The organism is Streptomyces sp. NPDC025651 (assembly GCF_055558735.1).
Window position 1 is genome coordinate 1,392,621 of record NZ_JBVHLZ010000001.1, and the last position, 23,429, is coordinate 1,416,049.

Sequence of the window (23,429 nt, forward strand, 5' to 3'; positions counted from 1 at the left end):
CACGTCAGCCTCGTGCAACACACGACACCGTGAGAGACACGACACCGTGAAAGACACGCTCGTCAGCGGCGGGCCGGAATCCCCGGCCCGCCGCGGCCCCCGGCAGCCGGACGGCGGAGCCGAGGCGGCCCGCCGCCGCAAGAAACTGATCACCCTCACCCGTCCCTGGCTCCTGCTCGCCCCCTCCCTCGTGGTCCTCGCGGGCCTGCTGCTCTGGCCGCTGATCCAGGTCGGCAAGCTCTCCCTGCAGGACTACGAGGTCAAGTTCGGCGGTGGCGTGGGGACGTACACCGGGTTCGACCACTACACCGACCTGCTCGGCAGCAGCCTGCTGTGGAAGACGGTCCTGCCCAACACCGTCGTCTTCGCCGTCGCCTGCGTCGGCCTCACCGTCGCGCTCGGCACCCTCGTGGCGCTGCTGCTCAACCGCCTCGGCCCCACCTGGCGGGTGCTCTGCTCGATCGCGATCCTCGCCGCCTGGGCCATGCCTGCGGTGACAGGGACGTACGTATGGATCTGGCTCTTCCAGCCGCAGGACGGCATGGTCAGCCAGATCGCCGGGGCGGTCGGCCTGATCGACCCGGAGACCACCAACTGGTTCACCGAGCGCGGCCCGTTCTACGCCATCGCCACGCTCAACGTCATCCACCACGGCTTCCCCTTCGTCGCGATCACCGTCCTCGCGGGACTCATGACGATCCCCAAGGAGCTCTACGAAGCGGGGGAGTTGGACGGCGCCAACGCCTGGCAGCGGTTCTGGAACATCACCGTGCCGACGATCAAGCCCGTCTTCCTCGTGGTGACCATCCTCTCCACCATCTGGGACTTCAAGGTCTTCACCCAGATCTATCTGCAGCCCGGCGGCGACGGCTCCAACGAGGACGTCTACAACCTCGGCGTCTTCTCCTACATCCAGGCCTTCGCCAAGAACGACTACGGCACCGGCGCGGCCGCGGCCGTCCTGCTGACCGCGCTGCTGCTCATCATCACCGTCGTCTACATCCGCACGCTGTTCCGGCAGGGGGAGGAGGACCTGTGAGTACCCGCCGCACCACTTACGTCTCGCGCATCGGGCTGCCGGTCGCGGTCGTCGCGCTCCTGGTCTTCACGCTCTTCCCCGTCTACTGGATGATCTCCACGGCACTCGACCCGAAGGCCGCCCTGCGCGGCTCGGACGTGCTGCCGAGCGGCGTCAGCTTCGAGCACTTCACGTTCGTGTTCGAGAAGGGCAACTTCGGTACGTACCTGCTGAACTCGGCGCTCGTCGGCCTCGCCACGATCGTCGCGGCCGCGCTGCTCTCGCTCTTCGCGGCCATCGCGGTGGCACGGTTCAAGTTCCGCTTCCGCACCTCCGTGCTGATCATGATCCTGATCGTGCAGATGGTGCCGCTCGAGGCGCTGGTCATCCCGCTCTTCATCCAGATGCGGGACTACGACATGCTCAACTCCCTGCTCGGGCTGAGCATCGTCTACATCGCCCTCTCCCTGCCCTTCGCCATCTGGACGCTGCGCGGCTTCGTCGCCACCGTGCCCAAGGAGGTCGAGGAGGCGGCGTACATCGACGGGGCGTCCTGGCCGCGGATGTTCTGGTCGGTGCTGCTGCCGCTGGTCGCGCCCGGACTCGTCGCCACCTCGATCTTCGCCTTCATCACGGCGTGGAACGAGTTCGTCTTCGCCTACACCTTCATGAAGGGCAGCGACAAGTACACGGCGGCCGTGGGCATTTACCAGTTCTTCGGTGAGAACTCGACGGCCTGGGGCCCGGTCATGGCGAGCTCCACGCTGGTCACCCTGCCGGTCATGATCTTCTTCGTGATCGTGCACAGGAAGCTGGGCTCGGGTCTGGCGGCGGGCGCGGTCAAGGGCTGACGGCCGCACGGACGAGGTACCGCGGGGAGGCGCGCGAGGGCTACGGCACCTTGAACGTCTCCCCGTACACCTTCCACGTCAACGGCGTCCTCAGGTCCAGGTTGCCGTCGTAGAGGAACTGGCGCTGGGCCGTCTCGACGCGGGTCGTGTCGCGGTGGGCCTTCTTCTCCTTCATCGCCTTGGTGCGGATGTCGAGGAAGATGTCGAGGTACGCCTTCTCCTTGCCGCCCTGGGACGGGGTGTCCGCCTCCTCGACGGCGGCCTCGCGCAGGCCGTAGAAGCCGCGGGGGCCCGTGCCGGGGCCGTGCAGGACCATCGCGTCGTAGTAGATGAACTGGCCGAGTGTGCCGAGCCCGTCGAGCTTGGCCAGGCGCACCGCCGGGTCGAAGTAGACGCGGTCGCGCGTCCGGTCCTGGGCCTTCCGGAAGGCGGGCTGGGCGGCCTCGGCCTTCCACGCCTTGGTGAAACCGGGGTCCAGGCCCTCGTGCGAGTCGCTGCCGTCGACCTTGCGCAGGGCGGGCAGATAGCGGGCCAGGCCGTTGTCCGGGTGGTCCTTCGTGTAGCGCTCGACGAGGGTCAGCAGGTCGTGGGTGCCGGTGCAGAAGCCGATGATGCCCGCGGTGTAGCCGTTCCCGTCGCCTATGTCCTCGATGTAGCCGTACTGGCCGCGCCAGTTCAGCGTCGAGTTCTCCGCGCTCGACACCAGCTTCTGTGCCAGGTCCTTCTTGGCGGGGGCGGCGAGGCCGGGCGGCAGCGACGCGATCAGCTTGTCGTCGGCCCTGATCTCGGCCGCCGACTTGTCCTCGTCGTAGGGGCGCTTGGCGCCGGAAGCCTTCCGGTCCGCCGCGCCCGCAGGGTCGGAGTCGCCGCCCATGAGGTAGGCGGCCACCGTGGCGACCGGGGCGACGGCGACGAGAAGCAGGAGACCAGCGCGTTTCATTCGGCCAAGATTACGTGCGCTTTCGCGGTGGCGCGCCTTCCGGATTCGTTCCTCCGGTGACCGGATCCGACTCTATTGACTAATAGTCAATTCGGCGCCAGTCTCGGGACCCGTACCCAGTCCGGGCGGCCATCCGGGAGGCCACGTGAGCACCGATGCACGGGAGCAGCTGAGCGCAAAGCTGCGGGACGAACCAGCCGAATCCTTCGGGCAGTTGAGGCCCGGACAACTGACCCTCCTCGCCGACGCCCTTGAGCGGCAGCGCGAGAGCCGGGCCGCCGGACTGAACGAGGCGGCCGAGGAGGCCCTGAAGCTCGTGCCCGCACTGGCACGCGGCCCCGTCCGCCGGATCCTCTTCCGCTAGCCGCAAGGAGCGCTGAGTCAGCATGGACAAGCTGCGCAGCAGGGCCGAGACCCTCAAGATCGCTCGCCTGCTCGACGTCGAGCCCGAGACCCTCGCCTTCCTCCAGGCGCTGCCCGTCGAGGACGTACGCCGCTTCCGCGCGCAGAGCGTCGCGGCCCTCTTCGACCGGGCGCCCGACATGCTCGACCGCATCGCGTCCGCGACCAGGCTGGTGCCCGCCGGGGTCGCGGCCGCCATCTCGCAGAAGGCGCTCGGCCCCCGCCTGGCCGCCGCCGTCGCGGGACGCCTCGAACCGGCCCGCGCCGCCGACATCATCGAGAAGCTGCCGGTGTCCTTCACGGCCGAGTCGTGCGGACACCTCGACCCCCGCCGGATCAAGGGCATCGTCGACCGGCTCGACGAGGACCTGGTCGTCCGCATCGCGGTGGTGCTCGCCGAGCGCGGCGACCATCTGACGATGGGGCGCTTCGTCGGCCATCTGCCGGACTCCGCGCTGCGCCGCATCCTGCCGCAGGTCGACGACGCCGCCGTCCTCAGGACGGGCTTCGCCATCGACGTGCCCGAACGCCTCGGCGGGATCATCGACTTGATGGGTGAGCGGCGGCTCGCCTCGGTCATCGCCTCCGCGTCGGCCGAAGGACTGTGGCCCGAGGCGCTCGCCGTCGCGGGCATGGTGACGGGGGAACAGCGCGGCCGCATCGCCTCGCTCGCCGCCGGGCAGCCCGGGGACCGGCTCGACGCGCTGGTCGTGACCGTGGCGGAGCAGGACCTGTGGGAGTCCCTGCTGCCGCTGGTCGCCCTGCTGAGCGAGGCCGAGCGGCGGGCGGTGGCCGAACTGCCCTCGCTGCGCGGCGCGGAGGTGCTCGGCGGCGTCGTGCGCGCGGTCGTCGCCACCGGCCTGTGGGCGGAGTTCCTGCCGCTGGTCGGCGCGCTGCCCGACGAGTCCCGCAAGGTCGTCGCCGACGCGGCGGGCGCGTTGCCCGAGCCCGACCTGGACGCGCTCGCCAGGGAGGTCGACAAGCAGGATCTGTGGGAACTGGTCATGCCCCTGGTCGAGTTGATGGACGACGAGGCGAAGACGCGGATCTTCGCGCTGCCGGCGTTCCGGGACCAGGCGGGGTAGGCCCTGCCAGGGGCGCGGGGGAACTGCGCGCTCAGTACGCGAAAGGCCGCAGTCGCGTCTGCGGAGATCCCGGCAGACGCGACTGCGGCCTTTCGTGGTTGCTCGCGCAGTTCCCCGCGCCCCTGACGGGACCCGGACCAGCCGCGCCGTAACCCACATGGCGCAGGCAGGATCGATGCGGCAGGCCCGTACGGGGGACGGTGCGCATCCGGAGGACGTGCGCGGGGCAGGGCGCAGGCGGATCCGCCGCGTTCCGGGCGGGTCGGCCAACTCCCCCGAAGGAAAAGGACTTCATGCGCCTTCGCACCACGGTCGCCGCCGCCCTCGGCGCCCTCGCCCTCGTCGTCACCCTGCCGGCCTCGGCGAGCGCCGCCACCGGCGACTTCTCCTACACGTTCGTCGGCCTCGACGGCACGCCCCGGTCGGTCACCCTGCACGACCCGGTGAGCCCCGGCTGCGTCACGCTCCCCGAGGTCGCCGACCCGGGCTCCTCCGAGCCCGCGTTCGCCCCGCACAACGACACCGACGAATGGGTGATGGTGTTCACCGAGCCGGACTGCACGGGCGACTCCTGGACGCTGCGTCCGCACGGGAACCCCACCACGGACCGCCTCACGCTGCGTTCGGTGTTCCTGACCGGCCGCCACTGAGCCGCAGCGCGCTCACCCCGTCGTCGACCCGCCGTCCACGGTGAACTCCGCTCCCGTGATGTACGACGACGCGTCCGACGCCAGGAAGAGCACCAGCTCGCCGACCTCCTCCGGGCGGCCCATCCTGCCCAGCGGCAGATGGGACCAGTCCCGCCCGGCCGAGGTCGCGGAGATCATCGGGGTGTCGATCGCCCCCGGGTGAACGGAGTTGACCCGGACCCGGTGCCGCGCGAGGTCCAGCGCCGAGGACCGGGTCAGCCCCCGCAGACCGAACTTCGTCGAGCCGTACGCCGCGTGGCCCGGGATGCCGACGAGGCCGGCCGTCGACGAGATGTTCACGACCGACCCGCCGCCCGCCTCCTTCAGCGCGGGCAGTACCGCCTGGATCCCGAGGAACGGCCCGAGCAGGTTGACCCGGATCAGCGCCTCGAAGTTCTCGTACGTCTCGTCCTCGACGGAGGCCGTGCGCCACAGCGCGGCGTTGTTCACCAGGGCGTCGAGCCGCCCGAAGGACTCCATGGCGCGGGCCACGGCCGACGCCCAGCTCTTCGGGTCGGTGACGTCATGGCGTACGAACACCCCTTGGTCCCCGAGGGACCCGGCCACCGCCCGGCCCTCCTCCTCGCGTACGTCCGTGACCACGACCCGCGCCCCGGCCCCGGCGAACAGCCGTGCCTCCGCCGCGCCCTGGCCGCGGCCCGCGCCCGTGATCAGGACGGTCCTGCCGTCCAGGCCGTGGGTGATGTTTCGCTTGTTCCGGGATTCCATGCCACCCTCCATGCGGAGCGAATCGGCATATGACTGACAGTCATATGCGCAAGGTCTAGCAGTCATGTGTGCAAGGGAGAAGGGCGGAGCGACGCATGGATTCCGCGATCAGTCTGCGCAAGGTGGAGGACTCGGCGCCCGCGCTGGTCAGCCTCTACAAGAGCGCGGGGGTCTCGCTGCGCAAGCACGGCCTGGAGGGGGCGCGGGCCGCCGTCTATCTCGTCGTCGACTACTCCGGCTCCATGCGGCCCTACTACGAGGACGGCAGCGTCCAGGCGCTCGCCGACCGGGTGCTCGGCCTCTGCGCGCACCTCGACGACGACGGGGTCGTGCCCACCGTCTTCTTCTCCACGGACGTCGACGCGGTGACGGAGGTCGCGCTCGACAACCACCGCGGCCGGATCGACGAGATCGTCGCCGGGCTCGGGCACATGGGCAGGACCAGCTACCACCTGGCGATGGACGCGGTCATCGACCACTACGTCGACAGCGGCTCCACCGTGCCCGCCCTCGTGGTCTTCCAGACCGACGGCGGTCCGGTCAACAAGCTCGCCGCCGAGCGCTATCTGTGCAAGGCGGCGAGGCTTCCCCTGTTCTGGCAGTTCATCGGCTTCGGCGATCCGGCGAGCAAGCAGTTCGACTATCTGCGCAGGCTCGACGAGCTCGCCGTCCCCGCGAAGCGCCCCGTCGACAACGCGGGCTTCTTCCACGCAGGGGCGGACCCGCTCGCGGTGCCGGACGACCGGCTGTACGACCAGCTCGTGGGCGAGTTCCCGGCGTGGCTCGCGGCGGCGCGGGCGGGCGGGATCGTGGGCTGACGGGCGGGCGGGGCTGATCGTGGGCTAGTCCACCATGCGCTCGCGCAGCTTCAGGATCGTGCCCGGGTCGAGCCCGAGGCCGTTGGTGAGATAGCCCCGCAGGCCGCCGTAGCGCTTGGCCGCCTCGGCCAGGGCCGTGTCGAGGTAGTCGGTGCGGACCTCCTGCAGCGGGATGATCAGGTCCGGGTTCTGCATCATGCCGCTCTGCTTGAGCGCCTCGCGGAGCTTCGCGTCGTACGCGGCGCGGTAGGTGTTGGAGGCCAGGTAGTCGCCCACGGCCGTGCGCTCGGAGACGCCGACCAGGCGCAGCAGGAGGTACGTCGTCCAGCCGGTGCGGTCCTTGCCCGACGTGCAGTGGTAGAGCAGCGGCGAGCGGCTGTTCGCGATGTCGCGCAGGGTGGCCGCGAACTGCGCGCGGTTGGTGGAGTCGGTGACGAAGGTGCGGTACACCTCCCGCATGAACGCGGCGGCCCTGCCGCCTCCGAGTATCTCCTCCTGCTTGACCGGGTCCTTGGAGCCGATCGCGGTGAGGAGCTGGGTGAACAGGCCGTTGTCGGTGACCGGCCGGGAGGTGGGGGAGAGTCCGTCGGGCAGCCGGTCGGCTCCGTCGTACCGCACCTCGGCGGCCACCCGGAAGTCGATGACCTTCTTCAGGCCGAGCCTGGAGACGGTGGCGAGGTCGGCGTCGGTGAGCTTGCTGAGGGCGTCCGCGCGGAAGACCTGGCCGCGGCGGACCTGCTCGCCGTCGATGGTCGGAAGGCCGCCCACGTCGCGTACGTTGACGGCGCCCTGGAGGGGGATCTGGCTCCGGAGGGCGGGCGCCTGGGGGTGGGACGGGGCGTGGCGGAAGGTGATGGAGGTGTCACCACCCGTGACGGATTCGGAAGGGGCGGCCCAGGCGGGCAGGGTGCCCAGGGCGAGCGCGGAGATCGCCAGTCCGGTCGCGGTACGGGTACGAGAGATGCGCATCGGTCCGCCTTCCCATCGGCGCTGGTGCCCCAACCAAGCGATTGTTTGGGTGGGTGGTCCGGTGAAGGTAGCGAGGCGCCCGCGAGGGAGGAAGGGATACGCTCGAAGTACTGACGAATCGTCAATTATGTAGAGGCGGACGGGCGTCGGGGCGAGAGCTGTGACCCCTGTGGGGCGGCGTGCGTGCCGAGTGTCGTGCGTCTCACGGGGGCCCGGAACAAGGGGTGCCGTGTCCGTGTTAAAGTTCTGTGTTGCAGTTTTGGTACCCATGAACTTTATGTGCGCCTGACGGGAATGCTCCGAGGGCGCATTATTGTTTTTCCGGTTCTCTCCGGTATGGGGGTCATTGCAGCGCTGGAGATTCACAATTCCGTGGTTCTCCATACTCTGCCCCTGTTGAGGAGATTGACATGGCAACCGGCACCGTTAAGTGGTTCAACTCGGAAAAGGGCTTCGGCTTCATCGAGCAGGACGGCGGCGGCCCCGACGTCTTCGCCCACTACTCGAACATCGCGTCCTCCGGCTTCCGTGAGCTCCTGGAGGGCCAGAAGGTCTCCTTCGAGGTGACCCAGGGCCAGAAGGGCCTGCAGGCCGAGAACATCGTTCCTGCCTGATCGTCGCAGCGCGCGAACCTCACAGCCGAGGCCCGCACCGTCACGGTGCGGGCCTCGGCTTGCGCTGTCATCGGGCCCGACGGGCCCAGAGCCGCACCGGCTCAGAGGTCCGGAAGTCCAGCGACCAGGAAGGCATTTCCGTATGAACCGCCCCGAACGCCCGGCACGCCCCGCACGCAAGCGCCCCGCAGGCGCACAAGGAAAGGGCAGGCCGAACGGCTCGGCACGCTCCTCGCATTCCGCGAAGAAAACCGGGAGCCGCAAGCCGAGGCCGGTCCAGGGCGGCGAATTCGCACTGCCCGAGACCCGCACGCCCGCGCTGCCGGCCGTCGAGGCCTTCGGTGAACTGGACATGCCCGAGGCCCTGCTGAAGACGCTGGCCGCCCAGGGCGTCACGGACCCCTTCCCGATCCAGGCCGCCACCCTCCCCAACTCCCTGGCGGGGCGCGACATCCTCGGCCGCGGGCGCACCGGATCCGGCAAGACCCTCGCCTTCGGCCTCGCCCTCCTGGCCCGCACCGCCGGGCGGCGCGCCGAGTCGAAGGCGCCGCTCGCCATGGTCCTGGTCCCCACGCGCGAGCTGGCCCAGCAGGTGACGGACGCGCTCACGCCGTACGCGACGTCGGTGAACCTCCGTGTCGCGACGGTCGTCGGCGGCCTGTCGATCGGCAAGCAGGCGGGCACGCTCCGCCGCGGCGCCGAGGTCCTCGTCGCCACCCCCGGGCGCCTCAAGGACCTGATCGAGCGCGGCGACTGCGATCTCTCGCGGGTGCGCACGACGGTTCTCGACGAGGCCGACCAGATGGCCGACATGGGCTTCATGCCGCAGGTCACGGCGCTGCTCAAGCAGGTCGAGCAAGGCGGCCAGACGATGCTGTTCTCGGCGACGCTGGACAAGAACATCGACCGCCTGGTCCGGATGTTCCTGACCGACCCCGTCGTGCACTCCGTCGACCCGTCCGCGGGCGCGGTCACGACGATGGAGCACCACGTGCTGTACGTCGCCGACGAGACGGACAAGAAGGCCGTCGCGCTGCGGATCGCGGCCCGCGAGGGCCGAGTGATCATGTTCCTGGACACCAAGCGGGCGGTGGACCGCTTCACCAAGCGGCTGCTCGCCAACGGCGTGCGGGCCTCCGGGCTGCACGGCGGGCGCTCGCAGCCGCAGCGCAACCGGACGCTCGACCAGTTCAAGAACGGCCAGGTCACCGCGCTGATCGCGACGAACGTCGCGGCGCGCGGCATCCACGTCGACGACCTCGACCTGGTCGTGAACGTGGACCCGCCGACCGACCACAAGGACTACCTGCACCGGGGCGGGCGCACCGCGCGGGCGGGGGAGTCGGGCAGCGTCGTCACGCTCGTCCTGCCGGACGAGAAGCGGGACATGACGCGCCTGATGTCCGACGCGGACATCCGGCCCCACACGGCGCGGGTCTCCTCGTCCGACGAGGAGCTGACGCGGATCACCGGGGCGCGCGAGCCGTCGGGCGTGCCGGTGGTGATCGAGGTGCCGCAGCCCGCGCAGGCGCCGGCGGCGCGCTCCTCGCAGCGGCGGCGTCGCCCTCGGGGCGGCTCCGGGGGCTCCTCCGCGGGTGCGGGCAACGGCGGAGGCCGTGCCCGCCGGGGCGGTCGTCCCGGCAGCGGGGCCGGGGGGCGCCGCGGGACGGCGTGACCCCGGTCGCCCACTGCCCGGCGGTATCCCCTGGTCCGCCGGGCGCGGCGGGTGCCTCCCGCCCCCGCGCCCGTTTGCCCCGCGATGGATGAGCGGGCGCGGTCCGTGGACCGGCACCATCACCTGCCCGCGCGTACCATCACCTACCTGCGCGTACCATCCCGTACCACCGCACCACGGTCCGAAGGAGCCCGTTCGATGTCATCGGAGCGCGAAGTCGTCGCGTTGCCCCTGCTGGAAGACGACCGCGCCGCGTTGCGCGCCGACTGCGGCAGCTGTTTCGGGCTCTGCTGCGTGGCCCTCGCCTTCTCCGCGTCCTCGGACTTCCCCGTGAACAAGGACGCAGGCAAGCCCTGCGCCAACCTCCAGGAGGACTTCCGCTGCGGCATCCACCGCGATCTGCGGAAGAAGGGCTACCGCGGCTGCACGGTGTACGACTGCTTCGGAGCCGGACAGCACGTCTCCCAGGGCACCTTCGAGGGCCGTGACTGGCGCGAGGATCCGGCCACCGCGCGGCAGATGTTCGAGGTGTTCCCGATCATGCGGCAACTACACGAACTGCTCTGGTACGTGACCGAGGCGCTCAGCCACCCGCAGACGCGGCCGATCGCCGCGGACCTGAAGCGCGCCCTCGACAAGACGGAGCGCCTCGCCGGTGGCACTCCCGAGGCCGTCGCCGCCACGGACGTGGCCGCCCACCGCCAGGACGTCAACACCCTTCTCCTGCGCACCAGCGAGCTCGTCCGCGCCGAGCACCTGCGCAAGGGCGGCAAGAAGAAGAACCGCCGCGGCGCCGACCTCTTCGGAGCCCGGCTCAAGGGCGCCGACCTCAAGGGCGCCGACCTCCGCGGCGCGTACCTCATCGCCGCCGACCTGCGCGACGCCGATCTGCGGGCGGCCGACCTGATCGGCGTGGACTTCCGCGACGCGGACCTGCGGGGCGCCGACCTCACCGGCGCGCTCTTCCTCACGCAGACGCAGGTGAACGCGGCCAGGGGCGACGAGCGGACGAAGCTGCCCGACTCCCTTGAGCGGCCCTCGCATTGGGGCAGCGACTAGCGAGTCCTTCGGGGGCGCGGCCCGGCGGGATCCCGGCCGGGCCCCCGGCTACGCGTCGCACTCCAGGACCGTCCGGCACAGTGTGCACCGCGCCCGCACCCGCCCCCGCGCCGGCACCCGGATCCGCTGGTGACAGGTGGGGCAGGGGAACGACACCCGGAGCGTGCCGAGGCCGTCGGAGGTGAAGGAGTACGCTCCCGCGGTCCCGCCCCGCGGCCCCGCCGCCCCCGCGGCACTCGCGGACCCGTGTTCCTGCGCGTACCGCCGGTCCTTCGCGTACCGCCGCCGGCCCGCCCAGCCCGCGGCCGTCAGCGGTGGCTGCTGTTCGTCGCGGCGGGCCTGGGCGAGCCCCTTCGTGTACGCCGTGTACGCCTGGGCGCTGGTGAACCAGGTCTCCGGCGCCTCGCCGAACGCCAACGCCCGCTTGGCCAGGACGTATCCGAACTCCTCCGGCGTGAGATAGCCGAGCTTCTGCGAGGAGGCGCCGTCCTCGCGGTAGGCGTCGAGCAGCAGCCAGCCCGCCCCCAGGTACGTGGTGGCGGTGTCGGTCAGGATCTCGTTGTCGCGCGTGCCGGGGAACGACAGGTCGAGCCGGTGCAGGTACACGTGCATGACCTCGTGGGCGAGCGCGGCGCCGATGTCCCTGCGATGCGTGCGGAAGCGGTCGTTCAGCTCGATGAAGTACTCGGGCCCCGCGGCGAGTTCGACGTACGCGGCGTGTTCCATCTCGCGGAAGCTGACGATCATCCGGGCGTCCGGAAGACGCAGGTGCCGCACCATCTCTCGGGCCACGCGCTGCACGCCGAGGTGCAGGTCGTCCTGGTCGCTGAAGGCCACGTCGGCCGGGGCGACGCTGGTGTCGAAGGTGTGGACGGTGTCGTACGAAAGGCGTTTGTAGAGCGCGGTGAGGGCGGCGCGCACGGTCTCCAGATGGGGGTAGCCGTGCACGACTGGACCGCCGTCGACCGTCACGTCCGTACCCCCGTCAGTCCGATTCCCGGGACACCGCAACTGGATCCCACTGTACGGGGGTTGCTGCGCCCAGGGGCGGGACCGCGCGACACGCCATGGCCGGAAACCGCCCCTTGTCCTGAGCGGACACCGATCTCCATAATCCGCAACAACGCTTTGGCGGGCTCATGCCATCCACGCACCCGGTGGGGACGGCAAGGGCCCGTCATGCGTGCGACCCCCCACGAACCCCCCACGAAGGGAAGTCAGTTGAAGACCAAGCTGCGTGGAGTGAAGAGAGCCGCCACCCTCGGTGTGATCGGGCTCGCCGCCATCAGCCTTCAGCCCGTGGCCGCCCAGGCGGCCGCGAAGCCGACCCCGCCGAGCGAGCGCGTCGTCGGCGGCACCCCCGCCGAGCAGGGCGAATTCCCGTTCATGGTCCGTCTTTCGATGGGCTGTGGCGGCGCTCTGTACGCCAAGGACGTCGTGCTGACCGCCGCCCACTGCGTGGACGGCTCCGGTGACAACACCAGCATCACCGCCACCGGTGGTGTCGTGGACCTCGAGAGCCCCGACGCGATCACCGTGAAGTCCACCAAGGTCCTCCAGGCCCCCGGCTACAACGGCAAGGGCAAGGACTGGGCGCTCATCAAGCTCGAGAAGCCGATCGACCAGCCCACGCTGAAGATCGCCAAGGACACCAAGTACAACGAGGGCGACTTCACCATCGCGGGCTGGGGTGCCGACAAGGAGGGCGGCGAGCAGCAGCGCCACCTCCTGAAGGCGACCGTCCCGTTCGTGAGCGACGCCGACTGCGAGGCCGCGTACGGCGCCGACCTCACGCCCGGCGAGGAGCTCTGCGCGGGCAAGCTCGCCGAGGGCGGCACGGACACCTGCCAGGGCGACTCCGGTGGCCCGATGTTCCGCAAGGACGAGGCCGGCGAGTACATCCAGGTCGGCATCGTCAGCTGGGGCAACGGCTGTGCGCGGCCGAAGTTCCCCGGCGTCTACACCGAGGTGTCGACCTTCGCGGCCGACATAGAGAAGGCGGCGTCGGAGCTCTGACCGCACCCGCCTGACCCGAGCACCTGAACGACCCCGGCGCGGGGCGTCCGCTTCCTGCGGGCGCCCCGCGTCGTCGTGTTCCCGAACCGGAACCGGCCGCGCCCCTCGGTAAGTCCAACACCTGTCCCTCCTTTGTCCATGGGCGCACCGGCACCGCCCGCCGCATCGTGATCCGCACGAATCCAGTCCCACGGAGGGGTGCCCCATGCCGCCGTCAGAGACGTCAGGACCGAGCCGCAGAGCCGTGGTCGCGACGGGAGCGATCGCCGGGATCGGAGTCGCCGTGGGCGGGGGCGGCAGCGCGTTCGCCGCGCCCGTGCCCGGTGCGCGCCCGGCGGACGAGGTGGTCCTGCGCTCGGCCGACCTGGACGTGCGCGTCGCCACCGCCTTCCCGCGCGTCGTCTCGTACACGGACCGCGGGAGCGGCGCCGTGCTGCACGGCCGCGGCGACGCCGTCACCACGGTCCTCGTCGACGAGGCCGAGCACACCCCGAAGGTCACCGCGTCGCCGGGCAGGTCCCGCATCGCGTACGTACTCGCCTTCGAGGGCGGCACCCGGATCGACGTCGAGATCGCGGTCGAGGGCCGAAAGGTCCACTGGCGCGTCACGAAGATCGCGGACACGGACGCGCTGCGGGTGGGCACCCTACGCATCCCCGGCCTCGCCCTGCTCTCCGTGCGCAGCGACCAGCCCGGCGCCGCACTCCTCGCCGCCAAGATCCAGCTGGACAAGGCCAAGAGCGGCGACACCCTCGTCCGGCCGACGAAGGACACGCCCGCGGAGAAGGCGACCGGCTGCGCGTACGCCGTCGTCGCGCACGACGCGCTGGGTGGCGCGATCGAGACGAACACCGTCTACGACAAGCCGACCAGTGAGGCGGGCACGACGTGGGAGAACGGCCGCCTGTGGCGCGAGACGGTGAGAATCGGTGACTACGTAGAGGCCAGGTTGGCGCCGGGGCAGTGGACGCACCGCGCGGCGACCGCACCCGTCGACGCCACCGAACCCCTCCCGTACGCGACTGTCGTCATCACGGGGGACAGGAACGGCGACGGCAAGGTCGACTGGCAGGACGCGGCGATCGCCCTCCGCGACATCATGGTGACCCCGCTCGGCGCCGACGAGCAGCATCTGCGGGTCGTCCCGCACATCCCCTTCAACTTCGCCTCACAGGCCACCAATCCGTTCCTCGCCACCCTCGACGACGTCAAGCGGATCCACCTGGCGACCGACGGACTGCGCCAGTACACACTCCTCAAGGGCTACCAGTCCGAGGGCCACGACTCCGCCCACCCGGACTACGCGGACAACTACAACGAGCGCGCGGGCGGCCTCGCGGACCTCAACACCCTGGTCCGCGAGGGCAAGAAGTGGAACAGCGACTTCAGCGTGCACGTCAACGCCACCGAGTCCTACCCCGTGGCGAACGCCTTCTCCGAGAAGCTCGTCGACAAGACCGACGAGCAGTGGGACTGGCTCGACCAGAGCTACCGCATCGACCAGCGCCGCGACCTGGTCTCCGGAGACATCGTCAAGCGCTTCGCCGACCTGCGCGCGCAGACCGACAAGGGCCTGAACACCCTCTACATCGACGTGTTCCGGGAGTCCGGCTGGACCTCCGACCGCCTCCAGCGTGCCTTTCGCGAGCAGGGCTGGACGATCACCACGGAGTGGGGCCACGGCTTCGAGCGCTCCGCGATCTGGTCGCACTGGGCCACCGAACCCGACTACGGCGGCGACACCTCGCGCGGCATCAACTCCCGCCTGATCCGCTTCGTGCGCAACCACCAGAAGGACGTCTTCGCCGACAAGTGGCCCACCCTCCTGGGCATCGCCCGCATGGGCAACTTCGAGGGCTGGGTGGGCAAGACCGACTGGCACGCCTTCTACGAACTGATCTGGACCCACTCGCTGCCCGCCAAGTACCTGCAGGCGTACCCCATCAAGACATGGGGCGAGCACGAGATCACCTTCTTCGGAGAGGCGCGGTCCGGCGCGTCGACCGCGGTGTCCGACGCCGATGGCACGCGCCGCATCACCACCGACGGACGCGTCGTCTACGAAGACGGCCGTTACCTGCTGCCCTGGGAGCCCCGCAAGGCCACCGATCCGGCCAAGCTGTACCACTACAACCCGGCGGGCGGCAGCAGCAGTTGGCGGCTCCCGCGCGCGTGGGCGGGCCGCTCCCGGGTCGCCCTGTACCGGCTCACGGACCAGGGCAGGGTCTTCGAGTCGTACGTCTCCGTAGTGGGCGGAAAAGTCACCCTGGACGCCAAGGCGAAACAGCCCTACGTCGTCTACCGCGAGTCCGCCCCCGCGCTGCCCGACCCGCGCTGGGGGCAGGCCACCCCGCTGCACGACCCCGGCTTCCACTCCGGCTCGCTCAAGGGCTGGAAGGTCAGTGGGCCCGCCTCCGTGGAGCTCAGCGCGCTCGGCGACCACGAGCTGGTCATCGGCGCGGGCGGCGCGGCCTCGGTCGGGCAGCGGCTCGCCCGCCTGAAGGCAGGGACGTACGTCGCCTCCGTGCAGGTCGAGGTCGGCGAGAAGGCGGGGGAGCGGCGCAAGGCGTCCCTGGAGGTGCGCACCGCCGACGGCGTCACCGCGGTCAACTCCACGCAGACGTCCACCGCGGGCAACTACGTGGCCGCCGACCGCAAGCACGGCACCCGGTTCCAGCGCATGTTCACGTACTTCACCGTGCCCGAGGGCGGCGGCACGGCCGAGCTGACGCTGCGGGCCGCCGCGGGGCGGGCGCGCGTGCGCTTCGACAACGTGCGGATCGTGGCGGGGCAGCGGCCCGCCACGGCCCGCGGTGTCGTCGTCCGCGAGGACTTCGAGCATGTGCCGCAGGGCTGGGGGCCCTTCGTGAAGGGCGACGCGGGGGACGTCACCGACCCGCGCACCCACATCGCGCAGCGGCACGCCCCGTTCACGCAGCGGGGCTGGAACGGCAAGGTGATCGACGACGTCGTCGACGGCTCCAACTCCCTGAAGTCGCGCGGTGAGAACGTCGGTCTCGTGTACCGGACGGTGCCGCACAGCGTGCGTTTCGTGCCGGGGCGCCGCTATCGGGTGTCGTTCCGGTACGAGAACGAGAAGGCCGGGCAGTACGTCTGGGTCACCGCGGTGGACGAGCCGGCGGCGCGCGAACTGGACCGCAAGGAGCTGCCGGTGGCCACGGGGCCCACGACGCTCGCCTATGAGTTCACCGCCCCCGCGGAGGGGGAGGCGTGGGTCGGGCTGCGGAAGACCGGGGAGGACGGGAAGGCGGAGTTCGTGCTGGACGGGTTCGAGGTGGCGGAGGTGTAGGGGCGGGTGTCGGTGCGGGCTTGGGTTCGAGTGGGATTTCTTCCCCGAGCCCGCCCCTTCCCGAAACTGGGGCTCCGCCCCAGACCCCGCTCCTCAAACGCCGGAGGGGCTGAAAGACACAAGCGCGGAGCGCGATCGGCGGAGCCGCAGTATTCGGGAAGGGGCGGGGCCGGGGAAAGGAGAGGGGCTGGACCTCAGCCCAGTTCCACCCGTTCCCCGGCCCCCTCCAGCTCCAGCACCCACACCTCGTTCGGCCCCTCCCTCAGCACCGGGCCCGGAACGAACAGGGACCTCTGCGGGCCCACCGCCCAATAGCGGCCCAGGTTGAAGCCGTTCACCCACACGAAGCCCCGTGTCCAGCCCGGGAGTTCGAGGGACGCGTCGCCGGGAGAGCCGAGAGCGATGACGCCTCGGTACAGGCCGGGGCGGCCCTCCCCGGGGCCGGTCACCGGAACCCCCCGCACCGCCGACGGTGCGTCGAACGCGTCAAGGCGGAGCGCTCGCGCCCGCACTCCGTGCAGGTACTGCCGCTCGTGGAGCACGCCTCCCGTGATGCCCTTGGACTCGCCCGTGCGCGGCCCGTAGTTGACCCGGCCGAGCGACTCCACCCACAGCTCCACGCGCGCGTGCCCGGCCACGGGGGCGAGCAGGGTGGGGGTGCCCTCCGTGAGGACGCCGGCCCGTTCGCCGTCGACGTACACCACCGCCCGGTCCCGAAGGCCCCGCACGCTCAGCGGGTACGGCTCGCGCGGGCCCGGCACGGTCAGGGAGTAGCGGACCACGCCCCGGTCCACGTCCAGCGCCTCGAACGTGGGCGGCACCGCGTGCTCGGACTCGGGGGTGCCCAGGGCGTCCAGGAGCGTGTCCAGGGAGCACCAGTCCGTCAGGGGCGCCGACACCGGCGTGCCGAGGGACGGGAGCGGCGGGGGCGGGTCGGGGAGCGGCGCGGTCGCGTACGGCGCCAGGACCTCCCTGAACGCCCAGAACTTGGCCGTGGCGCGGCCGAACTCGTCGACGGGCGCGTCGTAGTCGTACGACGTGACGTCCGGCTGCAGCTCGCCGTCGTGCAGCGCGCCCCCGCCCCGGTTGGCCCCCGCCCAGCCCGCGAAGTTCGTCCCGCCGTGCGCCATGTACAGGTTCACCGACGCCCCGCACTCCAGGATCTCGCGCAGCGCGGCGGCCGCGTCGTCGGCGTCCCGCGCCACGTGGTCCGCGCCCCAGTGGTCGAACCAGCCGCACCAGAACTCCATGCACATCAAGGGCCCCTTGGGGCGGTGCCTGCGGAGCGCGGCGAAGCCGTCCCGTGCGCCCGAGCCGAAGTTGGCCGTCGCCAGGACGCCCGGGATCGAGCCGCCGGTCAGCATGTGGTCCTCGGGGCCGTCCGAGGTGACGAGGGGGGCCGTCACGCCCTCGGCGCGCAGCAGGTCGGCCAGGTGGCGCAGGTACACCTGGTCCGAGCCGTAGCTGCCGTACTCGTTCTCGACCTGCACCATGATCACCGGGCCGCCGTCCGCGCCCCCGCCGCCACCGCCGTGCTGGCGCGCCACGATCTGCGGGAGCAGCCGGTGGAACCAGCGGTTCACATGGCCCAGGTACTCCTCGTCGCGGGTCCGCGCGCGTGCCCCCACCGCGCCCGTCAGCCAGTGCGGGAGGCCGCCGTTCTCCCACTCCGCGCAGATGTAGGGGCCCGGCCGGACGATCGCCCACAGGCCCGCCTGGTGCGCGGCGTCCAGGAACCGGCCGAGCGCCTCGACGTCGTGGTACGTGCCGGGGCGCGGCTCGTGCAGGTTCCACGGGACGTACGTCTCCACGCAGTTGAGCCCCATCGCGCGCAGCATCGCCAGACGGTGGCCCCACTGCGCCTCGTGCACCCGGAAGTAGTGCAGCGCTCCGGACAGCAGCCGTACCGGCCGTCCGTCCAGCTCGAAATCGTCCTCGCCGACCCTGAACCCGTTCATCGCGTCCTCTCGCTCACGTCCGGCCACGATCACCTCTGGCGGGCGGCAGGGTCCATGGACAAAGATCGGGCCCGGTTGGACGCAAGGAGCGGGCACGCGCCCGGACGAAAGGGGCGGAAGCGGATGTACCACACGTGGATGCGGTATTTCACTCCCAGCCCGGCCCACCACAAGCTGGGGCTCGTCTGCCTCGGCGTCGGCCTGCAGCACGGCCTCCTGCCGACCGTGGGCCCGCGCACCCTCGACCACCACGTCGCCGTCGTCGTGAGCGCGGGCGGCGGCTGGTTCCGCGGCGCCGACGGCAGGCGTACGAAGGTGACCGCGCCCGCGCTGATCTGGCTCACGCCCGGCGTGCGCCACCACTACGGGCCCGACCCGGACACCGGCTGGGACGAGTGCTTCGTCGACTTCACGGGCCCCGCCGCGGCGACGTACACCGAACTCGGCTACATCGAGCCCGCCCGCCCCGTCGTGCCGCTCTCCGACGCGGCGGCCGCCCGCGCCGCCGTCGGCCGCATCGCCCGCGCGGCCCGGCGCGGCAACCCCCTCCTGGAGGTCGAGACGGGCGCCGCCGTGCACGAACTCCTCGTCGCGCTGCGCCGCGCCCGCGCCGACATCGCCCCCGACGGCGACCCCGTCCTGCAGGCCCTGGCCCGCGACGCCTTCCAGCCGCTGTCCGTCGCCGAGCACGCGGCACGGCACGGCATGACCCCCGCCGAACTGCGCACCGCCGTGCGGCGCGGCGCGGGGTGCAGCCCCAAGGACTACCTCCTCGGCATCCGCCTGGGCCGCGCCAAGGAGCTCCTCGCCGCCACCGAACTGCCCGTCGCCGCCGTCGCCCGCCGCGTCGGCTACGACGACCCGGCGTACTTTTCGCGCCTTTTCACCCGCCGGGTGGGCATGGCCCCCGTACGCTTCCGCGACCAGCAGGGAAGGGCCGTACCCGGCGGCTGGTCCCAGCAGATACCCGACCCCGACCACCCGCCGATTTTGCGCTCATCCGCGGCGGGCGGCACCGGACAGGCAACGTAGGCTCGTGGCCCATGACCACCAGCCACACCACTGACGAGAACGGCGCGGGCGCGGGCGCCTCCGCCGACGCGGCCACCGACGAGGCCGTGCGCGCCGAGCTGTCCCGTCTGCGCGACAGCATCGACAACATCGACGCCGCCGTCGTCCACATGCTCGCCGAGCGCTTCAAGTGCACCCAGCAGGTCGGCCACCTCAAGGCCAACCACCACCTGCCGCCCGCCGACCCGGCCCGCGAGGCCCGCCAGATCGCCCGGCTCCGCGAGCTCGCCGAGAGCGCCAAGCTCGACCCCGCGTTCGCCGAGAAGCTGCTCAACTTCATCATCGCGGAGGTCATCCGCCACCACGAGACGATCGCCAAGTCCTCCTAGCGCGTCGCCAAGTCCTCCTGGCGGATCCCAGGCCCTTCCGGCAGATCGCCAAGTCCTCCTGGCACAGGGCACGGTCGCCGCGGGCCCTGAGACCCCGGTCCTACACCGACGGCGGTGGCATCGGGCAGCATGGGCCCATGCCCGTACTGACGCGCGACGAAGCGCAGACCCGAGCCCAGCTCATCGACGTCCACCGGTACTCGGTCGAGCTCGACCTCACCCAGGCGGCCGATCCCGCCGGCGACACCTTCGGCTCCCGGACCGTCATCCGGTTCAGCGCCCGCGCGGACGGGGCCACCTTCGTCGAGCTCAAGCCCGTCGAACTGCGCTCCGTCACCCTCGACGGGCGCCCCCTGGACCTCGCCGCCCCGGCGGGTCTCGTCGACAACCGCCTCACGCTCGACGGACTCACCGCGGGCGAGCACGAACTGCGCGTGGACGCCACGATGCGCTACTCGCGCACCGGCGAGGGCATGCACCGCTTCACCGACCCCACCGACGGCGAGACGTACACGTACACGCAGCTCTTCATGGAGGACGTGCAGCGCGTCTTCGCCGCCTTCGACCAGCCCGACCTGAAGGCCGTCTTCGAGCTGACCGTCACCGCCCCCGAGGGCTGGACCGTCCTCGCCAACGGCGTCACCGAGCACGTCGGCGACGGCAGGTGGCAGGCCGCCGCCACCCCGCTGATCTCCACCTACCTCGTCGCCGTCGCCGCCGGCCCCTGGCACTCCGTGCGCACCGAGCACCGCGGGCTGCCCTTCGGTATCCACTGCCGGCGCTCGCTCGCGCCCTTCATGGACGCCGACGCCGAGGAGATCCTCGACATCACGCGCGCGTGCTACGACCGCTACCACGAGAAGTTCGAGGAGCCCTACCCCTTCGACTCCTACGACCAGGCGTTCGTCCCCGAGTTCAACGCGGGCGCGATGGAGAACCCCGGACTCGTCACCTTCCGCGACGAGTTCGTCTACCGCTCCGCCGTCACCGACACCGAGCGGCAGACCCGCGCCATGGTCATCGCCCACGAGATGGCCCACATGTGGTTCGGCGACCTCGTCACCCTCAAGTGGTGGGACGACATCTGGCTGAACGAGTCCTTCGCCGAGTACATGGGCTTCCAGACCACCGCCGAAGCCACCCGCTTCAAGGACCCCTGGACCGACTTCGGCGTCGCCCGCAAGTCCTGGGGGTACGACGCCGACCAGCGTCCCTCCACCCACCCCGTGGCCCCCGACCCGGACGCCGTGCCCGACACCGCGTCCGCGATGCTCAACTTCGACGGCATCTCCTACGCCAAGGGCGCGAGCGCCCTGCGCCAGCTCGTCGCCTGGCTCGGCGAGAAGGACTTCCTCGCGGGCATCAACACCCACTTCGCGCGGCACAAGTTCGCCAACGCCACCCTCGCCGACTTCATCGAGTCCCTCGCCCACGCCACCGACCGCGACGTGCACGGCTGGGCCGAGGCCTGGCTGCGCACCACGGGCGTCGACACCCTCACCCCGAAGGTCGCCCACACCGGACGCGAGTGGACCCTCACCGTCGACCGGGACGGCGGGCCGGGCGAGGAGAGCGGTCCCGGCAAGGACGGCGCCCCCGGAAAGGACGGCGCCCCCGGAAAGGACGGCGCCCCCGGAAAGGACGGCGCCCCCGGAAAGGACGGCGGCCCCGGCAAGGAGAGCGGCCGCCCCCACTGCATCGCCGTCGGCGTCTACGACCGCGACCTCTCCGGCGGCCCCGCCCTCGTCCTGCGCGAGCGCTTCGAGACGGACGTCCCCACCACCGGCGCCGCCCACCCGCGCGACGGCGGCCGCCCCGCCCTGATCGTCCCCAACGACCAGGACCTCACCTACGCCAAGATCCGCCTCGACGAGGTCTCCCAGGAGACCGTCCTGCGGAGCCTGTCCGGCGTCCCCGACGCCCTGACCCGCGCCGTCCTGTGGAACAGCCTGCGCGACATGGTCCGCGACGGCGAACTCGCCCCGGCCGCCTATCTGCGGGCCGCCCTCGACCACCTGCCGGAGGAGACCGACCTCGCCATCGTCCAGGGCGTCCTCACCTTCGCCACCGCCCACATCGCCGACCGCTACGCCACCCCACAGGAGCGGCCCGCCGCCCTCGCCACCCTCGGCGAGCTCTGCCGCGACCTGATCCGCCGCACCGAGGACGGCTCGAACCCCGGCCTGCGCCTGACCGCGGTCCGCTGCGCCATCGACGTCGCCACCCAGGCGGCACCGCTCCAGGCGTGGCTGGCCGAGGGCACCGTGCCCGGCGGCCCCGAGCTCGACCCGGAGCTGCGCTGGCGCCTGCTCGCCCGGCTCGCCGTCCTCGACGCGACCGACGAGGCCGCCATCGACGCCGAGCTGGCGCGGGACCCGAGCGCCACCGGCAGGGAGGGCGCCGCACGCTGCCGGGCCGCGCTGCCCGACGCCGCGGCCAAGCGGGCCGCGTGGGACGCGATGTTCGCCTCCGACGAGCTGTCCAACTACCTCTTCACCGCCACCGCCCAGGGCTTCTGGCAGCCCGAACAGGCCGATCTCGTACGGGAGTACGTCCCGCGCTTCTACGAGGACGCCGTCGCCCTCGCCGACCGCAGGGGGCCCGCCATGGCCGAGGCCGCGGGACGGTACGCCTTCCCGCTGCCCTTCGTCGACTCCGAGACGCTCCGCCTGGGGGAGCGGTGCCTGGACGACGCCCGGCCCACCCCGGCCCTGCGCCGCAAGCTGGTCGACCAACTCGACGACCTCGCACGGGCGTTGAGGGTGCGCGAGGGACGCAGGTCCTAGGACCTCGGTCCTGGTTCCCCTGGTCCCAAACGACGATCCGTCGACCGGTGGGCCCGGCCTAGGCTCGATCGGGAGCCGGACCGGGCCCACCGGTCCGTCCGGCCGCCACCAGGAACCACAACGCCAGGACCCGCGACACCGGGACCTGGCGCACCAGGACCAGAAGGAGCCCTCCTGTGATCGTCGTGACCGGTGCCACCGGCAACGTGGGCAGCGCCCTTGTCGACCAACTCGTCGCCGAGGGCGTCCCCGTGCGGGCCCTGACCCGCGACCCCGCACGGGCCCGCCTTCCCGAAGGCGCCGAGGTCGCCCGCCTCGACCTGTCCGAACCCGACTCGCTCGCCCCGCTGTTCACCGGGGCCACCGGCCTCTTCCTGCACCTGCACGCCGTCGGCGAGGGCGGCGAACACACCGCGGCGCTCCTCGAGGCGGCCCGCGCGGGCGGCGTCCGGCACGTCGTCGTCCTCTCCTCCAGCATCATCGCGGACGGCGCCGACGAGACCCACCCGCTCTACGTCGTCCACGCCGCGCTGGAAGGAGCCGTGCGCGACGCGGGCTTCGACTGGACCTTCCTGCGCCCCGGGGCCTTCGCCGCCAACTCCCTTCAGTGGGCGCCCCAGACGCGCGCCGGCGACACCGTCCGCGGCCCCTTCGGCGGCTACGTGGGCAACCCGATACACGAGGCGGACATCGCCGCCGTCGCCGTGCGGTCCTTCCTCGACGAAGGGCACAAGGGCGCCGTCCACCGCCTGACCGGGCCCGAACCCGTGTCCACCGAGGAGAGCATCCTGGCCATCGGGCGCGCCCTGGGCAGGGACCTGCGGTTCGTCGAGATCCCGCCGGAGGACGTCACCCCCGAGATGTTCCCGCACGTGCCGCCGGCGATACTGCCCGAACTCCTCAAGTCCCTGGGCGCGTTCGTCGGCCGGCAGCCGGAGATCACCACCACCGTCGAGTCCGTCACCGGCCGGCCCGCCCGCACCTTCGAGGAGTGGGCGCGCGACCACAAGGACGACTTCCGCGCCCTGCAGCAAGGCACCTGACGCGCCCCGTGGGCAAGTCAACTTCCTTGCCCCGTGGGGGCGCGGGGCGGGGTGCATAGCACCCTGC

At 71.5% G+C, this 23,429-nt stretch carries 20 protein-coding genes; 15 read left to right on the plus strand and 5 right to left on the minus strand.

Annotation, left to right across the window (positions count from 1 at the left end):
- Positions 1-46 precede the first annotated feature (46 nt).
- Together ACZ4D5_RS06470 and ACZ4D5_RS06475 are read left to right on the plus strand one after the other, a co-directional pair.
- Positions 47-1,039 carry a carbohydrate ABC transporter permease gene (locus tag ACZ4D5_RS06470; protein WP_467771184.1) on the plus strand — a complete coding sequence of 331 codons (993 nt, stop codon included), beginning with the start codon at positions 47-49 and terminating at the stop codon, positions 1,037-1,039.
- Positions 1,036-1,869, plus strand: coding sequence for a carbohydrate ABC transporter permease (locus ACZ4D5_RS06475; RefSeq protein ID WP_467771185.1), 834 nt, complete (start codon positions 1,036-1,038; stop codon positions 1,867-1,869). Before ACZ4D5_RS06470 ends, ACZ4D5_RS06475 begins: the two co-directional genes overlap by 4 nt.
- Before the next feature lie 40 nt (positions 1,870-1,909).
- Here ACZ4D5_RS06475 and ACZ4D5_RS06480 read toward each other — a convergent pair whose 3' ends face one another.
- Positions 1,910-2,809, minus strand: coding sequence for a chitosanase (locus ACZ4D5_RS06480; protein WP_467771186.1), 900 nt, complete (start codon positions 2,807-2,809; stop codon positions 1,910-1,912).
- Between the two features lie 145 nt (positions 2,810-2,954).
- Here ACZ4D5_RS06480 and ACZ4D5_RS06485 point away from each other — a divergent pair, with 145 nt between their 5' ends.
- From ACZ4D5_RS06485 to ACZ4D5_RS06495, 3 genes are all read left to right on the plus strand, one after another.
- The gene (locus tag ACZ4D5_RS06485; protein WP_467771187.1) at positions 2,955-3,173 is read left to right on the plus strand and encodes a hypothetical protein; all 219 of its coding nucleotides are present in this window, start codon (positions 2,955-2,957) and stop codon (positions 3,171-3,173) included.
- A gap of 22 nt (positions 3,174-3,195) precedes the next feature.
- Complete coding sequence (locus tag ACZ4D5_RS06490) at positions 3,196-4,296, plus strand: hypothetical protein (protein WP_467771188.1); 1,101 nt, start codon at positions 3,196-3,198, stop codon at positions 4,294-4,296.
- 293 nt (positions 4,297-4,589) lie between these two features.
- Positions 4,590-4,946 (plus strand): hypothetical protein, encoded by a 357-nt coding sequence (locus tag ACZ4D5_RS06495; RefSeq protein WP_467771189.1) that lies wholly within the window; start codon positions 4,590-4,592, stop codon positions 4,944-4,946.
- Positions 4,947-4,958: 12 nt separating this feature from the next.
- Here ACZ4D5_RS06495 and ACZ4D5_RS06500 read toward each other — a convergent pair whose 3' ends face one another.
- Positions 4,959-5,714 carry an SDR family NAD(P)-dependent oxidoreductase gene (locus ACZ4D5_RS06500; protein WP_467771190.1) on the minus strand — a complete coding sequence of 252 codons (756 nt, stop codon included), beginning with the start codon at positions 5,712-5,714 and terminating at the stop codon, positions 4,959-4,961.
- A 95-nt stretch (positions 5,715-5,809) separates the two neighbouring features.
- Between ACZ4D5_RS06500 and ACZ4D5_RS06505 the strand changes: the two genes are divergently transcribed.
- Positions 5,810-6,532 (plus strand): VWA domain-containing protein, encoded by a 723-nt coding sequence (locus ACZ4D5_RS06505; protein ID WP_467771191.1) that lies wholly within the window; start codon positions 5,810-5,812, stop codon positions 6,530-6,532.
- A gap of 24 nt (positions 6,533-6,556) precedes the next feature.
- On the opposite strand, the gene ACZ4D5_RS06510 is transcribed toward ACZ4D5_RS06505, so the two are convergent.
- Complete coding sequence (locus tag ACZ4D5_RS06510) at positions 6,557-7,501, minus strand: tyrosine-protein phosphatase (protein WP_467771192.1); 945 nt, start codon at positions 7,499-7,501, stop codon at positions 6,557-6,559.
- Between the two features lie 410 nt (positions 7,502-7,911).
- On the opposite strand from ACZ4D5_RS06510, the gene ACZ4D5_RS06515 reads away from it, so the two are divergent.
- From ACZ4D5_RS06515 to ACZ4D5_RS06525, 3 genes are all read left to right on the plus strand, one after another.
- Complete coding sequence (locus tag ACZ4D5_RS06515; protein ID WP_030362889.1) at positions 7,912-8,115, plus strand: cold-shock protein; 204 nt, start codon at positions 7,912-7,914, stop codon at positions 8,113-8,115.
- Positions 8,116-8,257: 142 nt separating this feature from the next.
- Entirely contained in the window at positions 8,258-9,790 is a 1,533-nt protein-coding gene (locus ACZ4D5_RS06520) for a DEAD/DEAH box helicase (protein WP_467771193.1), read from the plus strand.
- Positions 9,791-9,988: 198 nt separating this feature from the next.
- The gene (locus ACZ4D5_RS06525; RefSeq protein ID WP_467771194.1) at positions 9,989-10,849 is read left to right on the plus strand and encodes a pentapeptide repeat-containing protein; all 861 of its coding nucleotides are present in this window, start codon (positions 9,989-9,991) and stop codon (positions 10,847-10,849) included.
- Positions 10,850-10,897: 48 nt separating this feature from the next.
- On the opposite strand, the gene ACZ4D5_RS06530 is transcribed toward ACZ4D5_RS06525, so the two are convergent.
- A complete protein-coding gene (locus ACZ4D5_RS06530) occupies positions 10,898-11,821 on the minus strand; it encodes a hypothetical protein (RefSeq protein WP_467771195.1) in 924 nt (307 codons plus the stop codon).
- A gap of 207 nt (positions 11,822-12,028) precedes the next feature.
- On the opposite strand from ACZ4D5_RS06530, the gene ACZ4D5_RS06535 reads away from it, so the two are divergent.
- Together ACZ4D5_RS06535 and ACZ4D5_RS06540 are read left to right on the plus strand one after the other, a co-directional pair.
- Complete coding sequence (locus ACZ4D5_RS06535; RefSeq protein WP_467771196.1) at positions 12,029-12,865, plus strand: S1 family peptidase; 837 nt, start codon at positions 12,029-12,031, stop codon at positions 12,863-12,865.
- A gap of 205 nt (positions 12,866-13,070) precedes the next feature.
- On the plus strand, positions 13,071-16,175 hold the full coding sequence (locus ACZ4D5_RS06540) for an endo-alpha-N-acetylgalactosaminidase family protein (RefSeq protein WP_467771197.1): 3,105 nt from the start codon (positions 13,071-13,073) through the stop codon (positions 16,173-16,175).
- A gap of 194 nt (positions 16,176-16,369) precedes the next feature.
- Here ACZ4D5_RS06540 and ACZ4D5_RS06545 read toward each other — a convergent pair whose 3' ends face one another.
- Positions 16,370-18,133 carry a glycoside hydrolase family 35 protein gene (locus tag ACZ4D5_RS06545; protein ID WP_467771198.1) on the minus strand — a complete coding sequence of 588 codons (1,764 nt, stop codon included), beginning with the start codon at positions 18,131-18,133 and terminating at the stop codon, positions 16,370-16,372.
- A gap of 123 nt (positions 18,134-18,256) precedes the next feature.
- On the opposite strand from ACZ4D5_RS06545, the gene ACZ4D5_RS06550 reads away from it, so the two are divergent.
- The 4 genes from ACZ4D5_RS06550 to ACZ4D5_RS06565 all read left to right on the plus strand — a co-directional run bounded on the left by ACZ4D5_RS06550 (position 18,257) and on the right by ACZ4D5_RS06565 (position 23,362).
- Complete coding sequence (locus tag ACZ4D5_RS06550; RefSeq protein WP_467771199.1) at positions 18,257-19,165, plus strand: helix-turn-helix domain-containing protein; 909 nt, start codon at positions 18,257-18,259, stop codon at positions 19,163-19,165.
- Positions 19,166-19,176: 11 nt separating this feature from the next.
- Positions 19,177-19,533 (plus strand): chorismate mutase, encoded by a 357-nt coding sequence (locus ACZ4D5_RS06555; protein WP_467771200.1) that lies wholly within the window; start codon positions 19,177-19,179, stop codon positions 19,531-19,533.
- Between the two features lie 137 nt (positions 19,534-19,670).
- A complete protein-coding gene (gene pepN / locus ACZ4D5_RS06560; RefSeq protein ID WP_467771201.1) occupies positions 19,671-22,319 on the plus strand; it encodes an aminopeptidase N in 2,649 nt (882 codons plus the stop codon).
- A 176-nt stretch (positions 22,320-22,495) separates the two neighbouring features.
- Complete coding sequence (locus ACZ4D5_RS06565; protein WP_467771202.1) at positions 22,496-23,362, plus strand: NAD(P)H-binding protein; 867 nt, start codon at positions 22,496-22,498, stop codon at positions 23,360-23,362.
- The last annotated feature ends 67 nt before the right edge of the window (positions 23,363-23,429 follow it).